General features: G+C 69.2%; 4 protein-coding genes and 1 pseudogene. 1 reads left to right on the top strand and 4 read right to left on the bottom strand.

Annotated elements, in window-relative coordinates; translation table 11 throughout:
• Window positions 1–53: 53 nt before the first annotated feature.
• From VJ655_RS14370 to murJ, 4 genes are all read right to left on the bottom strand, one after another.
• Window positions 54–557 (bottom strand): universal stress protein, encoded by a 504-nt coding sequence (locus VJ655_RS14370; protein WP_324112189.1) that lies wholly within the window; start codon window positions 555–557, stop codon window positions 54–56.
• Between the two features lie 46 nt (window positions 558–603).
• Window positions 604–1,650 (bottom strand): tryptophan--tRNA ligase, encoded by a 1,047-nt coding sequence (gene trpS / locus VJ655_RS14365; protein WP_324112188.1) that lies wholly within the window; start codon window positions 1,648–1,650, stop codon window positions 604–606.
• An 84-nt stretch (window positions 1,651–1,734) separates the two neighbouring features.
• Window positions 1,735–1,782, bottom strand: a complete 48-nt coding sequence (locus VJ655_RS14360) for a hypothetical protein (protein WP_197426819.1) — start codon at window positions 1,780–1,782, stop codon at window positions 1,735–1,737.
• 32 nt (window positions 1,783–1,814) lie between these two features.
• Window positions 1,815–3,446 (bottom strand): murein biosynthesis integral membrane protein MurJ, encoded by a 1,632-nt coding sequence (gene murJ, locus VJ655_RS14355; RefSeq protein WP_324112186.1) that lies wholly within the window; start codon window positions 3,444–3,446, stop codon window positions 1,815–1,817.
• Between the two features lie 214 nt (window positions 3,447–3,660).
• On the opposite strand from murJ, the pseudogene VJ655_RS14350 reads away from it, so the two are divergent.
• A pseudogene (locus VJ655_RS14350) lies at window positions 3,661–3,890 on the top strand (hypothetical protein); the annotation flags it as partial.

Here is a 3,890-nt window from a genome sequence, read left to right as displayed (position 1 = left end):
CCTCCCACCGCTTCGCGGCGGGCCCCGCCCTCTCCCTCCGGGGAGAGGGTCTTTTACGCCAATTCCTCGATCTCGTCGTCCGTCAGGTCGCCCGGCACCACGGTCACCGGCAGCTTACGCCCGGAGAACCCGACGCCTTCCTTGGCGATGGCCGAGATCAGCGGCCCGGGCCCCCGGCCGGCGGTGGACGTCGCCAGGATCAGGATCTTGATGGTCGGGTCGGCGGCGACGACCTGCTTCAAGGCGGCGCGGACGCTGTCGGCGTGCTTGATGATGAACTCGGGCGGCAGGCCGGTCTCGGCGACGACCTGGGCGGCCAGGCTCTGCAGCAGGGCCTCGGCCTCCTCGCGCTCCTGACGCTCGATCTCCTCGCGCACGCCGCTCCAGTGCTCGAACTCGGCGGGCGAGATCACCTTCAGCATGGCGACGTGGCCGCCCGTCGAACGGGCGCGGCGGCAGGCGTATTTGAGGGCCGCCGAAAACTCCGGACTGTCGTCGGCGACGACCAGGAACTTGCGGCGGCTCGCCGGGGCGGCGGGTGAAGCGGCGTCGGTCATGTCGCGAGATGACGCCGCTTTAGCCTTCGACTCAAGACCGAGAGTCTCAAGCCCCCCAGAAGCCGACCAGCTTCTTGACCTCGGCCAGGGTCGGGGCGGCGGCCTCGCGGGCCTTTTCCGCGCCCTTGGCCAGGATGGCGTCCAGCACCGCCGGATCGCCCAGCAGGCCCCGCATGCGCTCGCCGACCGGGGCTAGCTTCTCGACCGCCAGATCGGCCAGGGCCGGCTTGAAGGTTCCGAAGCCCTTGCCGGCGTATTCGGCCAGCACCTGCGCCTTCGACTGACCCGACAGCGCCGCGAAGATGCCGACCAGGTTGTCGGCCTCGGCGCGGGTAGCCAGCGCCTCCAGGGTCTCGGGCAGCGGCTCGGGGTCCGTGCGGGCCTTCTTGATCTTGGCGGCGATCGCGTCGGCGTCGTCGGTCAGGTTGATGCGCGAATAGTCCGAGGGGTCGGACTTGCTCATCTTGGCCGAACCGTCGCGCAAGGACATGACCCGCGCCCCGGGCCCCTGGATCAGGGGATCGGGCAGCGGGAAGTAGCCCGGCGCTCCTCCTGGAGCGCCGAAGTCGTGGTTGAACTTCTGCGCGATGTCGCGGGTCAGCTCCAGGTGCTGCTTCTGGTCCTCGCCCACCGGCACGTGGGTGGCCTTGTAGACCAGGATGTCGGCGGCCTGCAGCACCGGATAGGTGTAGAGGCCGACGCTCGAGCGCTCCTTGTGCTTGCCGCTCTTCTCCTTGAACTGGGTCATGCGGTCCAACCAGCCGAGGCGGGCGACGCACTGGAAGATCCAGGCCAGCTCGGCGTGCTCGCGCACCGCCGACTGCGGGAAGATCGTCGCCTTGTCCGGATCCAGGCCCGCGGCGATGTAGGCCGCGGCGATCTCGCGGGTCTGCTGGGCCAGGGCCGCCGGGTCCTGCCACACGGTGATGGCGTGCAGGTCGGCCACGAAGATGAAGGTGTCGATCTCGTGCTGCAGGCGGGCGAACTTCACCAGCGCGCCGAGATAGTTGCCCAGATGCAGGGCGCCGGAGGGCTGGACGCCCGAAAGCACGCGGGAGGGACCCGTATAGGTGACGGGGGCTTGGTCGGTCATGGCTTTAAGCCTTGCTGTCGAATTTCAAGAGATTGGCGGGCGCGGGAGGGCGCGAACCGCATCGCGGAGATGCGGCGATCAGGGTCAGTTGGAGCCGCGCCATCGCGGCGCGAGGAGACCGATCGAAGCCATGGCCCGCTGGTTAGCGCTCCCGACTGCGCGGATCAAGCCTTGCCCCTCCTTAAGGCCGCCTTCAGCTCGGCCGGCGTGACGCCACCGAACAGGAACAGCAACGGCGGATAGACCGCCGCGCCCACGAGACAGGTCAGGGCCAGGGCGAACTCCTTGGCGCCGATCGTGTGGCCGGTCAGGCCGATGGCGCGCAGCGGCGCCTCGATCAGGTCCCGCCAGTGCGAGGCGGCGGCCAGAACCAGGCCCATGCCTACGCTGGCGGCCAGAATCCGGGCCAGGCGCGACCAGCTCTGGGCGGAGGGCTGGTAGTCGCCCCGGCGCGACAGGGCCCAGGCCATCTGGGCGATATTAGCCCACGAGGCCACGGCCGTGGCGGCGGCGATGCCCTTCACCCCGACCAGATTGAACAGCAGCACGCCCAGGCCGATGTTCACGGCCACCGAGACCAGGGCGAAACGCATCGGGCTCTTGGTGTCGCCCCGCGCGAAGAAAGCCCGCGAATAGAGCTGCTGCAGCACGAAGGCCGGGGTGCCGATGCCGTAGTAGAACAGCGCCGCCGCCGTCTGGCTGGCGTCGAAGGCCGTGAACTGGCCGCGGGTGTAGAGGCCGTCCGACAGGAAGCCCGGCATGGCGATCAGGGCCGCGGCCGCCGGCAGGGTCAGAGCCATGGCCAGGGTGATCCCCTGGTCCATGGCGCTCTGGGCGTCCTGGTGGTCGCCAGAGTTCACGGCGCGCGACAGGCGCGGCAGCAAGGCCACGCCGATGGCCACGCCCACCAGGCCCAGCGGCAGCTGATAGAGGCGGTCGGCCGTGGCCAGCCAGGTCCGGCCGCCGGGCACGTGGCTGGCCAGATTGCTGGAGATGAAGATGTTGACCTGGGTGGCGCTGGCGGCCAGGGCGCCTGGAATGGCCTTGCCGATCAGCCCGCGCACTTCCGGCGTCAGGCGGGGCAGGCGCCAGTGGACCTTGGCGCCCGACTTGTTGACACCCCAGGTTAGCAGGGCCGCCTGGGCGACCCCGGCGACGACCACCCCGATCGAGCCCCACTGGGCCGCGCCGACCGCGGTCGTCTGCGGCAGGATGAAGGCCAGGGTGAAGATGTTCAGCAGGATCGGCGCGCCGGCCGACAGGATGAAGCGGTCGCGGGCGTTCAGCACGCCCGACAGGTGGGCCACGATCGCCATGCACGGCAGGTAGGGCATGGTGATCTGGGTCAGCAGCACCGCCAGCTTGTACTTCTCGGTGCCCCAGCCAAAACCAGGGCTGATCAGCATCATCAGCCACGGCATGGCCAGCTGGCAGATCACGGTGATGACGATGGTCGAGGCCGCCAGGGTGGCCATGGCGTCGGCCGCCAGGATGTCGGCCGTCTCCTCGCCGTCGCGCTGCAGCGACTTGGCGTAGGCCGGCACGAAGGCGGCGGCGAAGGCGCCCTCGGCGAAGAACCGGCGGAACAGGTTCGGGAAGGCCAGGGCCGTGTTGTAGGCGTCGGCGGCCGGCGTGGCGCTGGCCCCCATCCGATAAGAGACCGCCAGGTCCCGCGCGAAGCCCATGAACCGGCTGACCAGGGTCAGGCCGGAATAGACCACCGAGGATTTCAGCAAGCCGCCCTTCTTGGGCGCTTGGGACTGCTCGGCGGAGGCGGAAGGGGCGGCGTCGGTCACGATCGGCTTCTGGGCGTTTGGCGGGAGGGCGTCAAGGGTGGGTTGGGGCGACAAATCCTCCCCCAGAGGGGGAGGTGGTCCGAAGGACCGAAGGGGGAAGTGCTTGCGAGCCCGCCTCTTCCCCCTCCGTCGTCTCTTCGAGCCGACACCTCCCCCGCTAGGGGGAGGATTGGGGTCGTGCGTCCGCTGCTTCACGCGATCGCTCGCTGAAGGGATGGAAAGGGACGCGGAGCGCCGGACGTTCGTCCGGAGAAGATTGATAAATACCGTTTCGACGAAGCCCGACGCTCCGCGCGATCGTTTTCCGCCAGCCTCCCGTCAGGTGGCCCTGTTCAGGCCTTACCGGGACCTGGGCTCTCGGTTTCCCGAGAGACCCAGCGGTCGGAGAGGACGAGCCAATCCAGGCTAAGACACATCCCTTTACCCCCAACCACGCCGACGACG

Source organism: Caulobacter sp. (assembly GCF_035254145.1).
In the GTDB taxonomy this organism is placed as follows: domain Bacteria; phylum Pseudomonadota; class Alphaproteobacteria; order Caulobacterales; family Caulobacteraceae; genus Caulobacter.
This window is presented reverse-complemented; position numbering and strand designations above follow the sequence as displayed.

Coding starts and splice junctions, on each gene's coding strand:
- VJ655_RS14370 (WP_324112189.1), bottom strand. CDS start 557: ATGACCGACGCCGCTTCACCCGCCGCCCCGGCGAGCCGCCGCAAGTTC.
- trpS (WP_324112188.1), bottom strand. CDS start 1,650: ATGACCGACCAAGCCCCCGTCACCTATACGGGTCCCTCCCGCGTGCTT.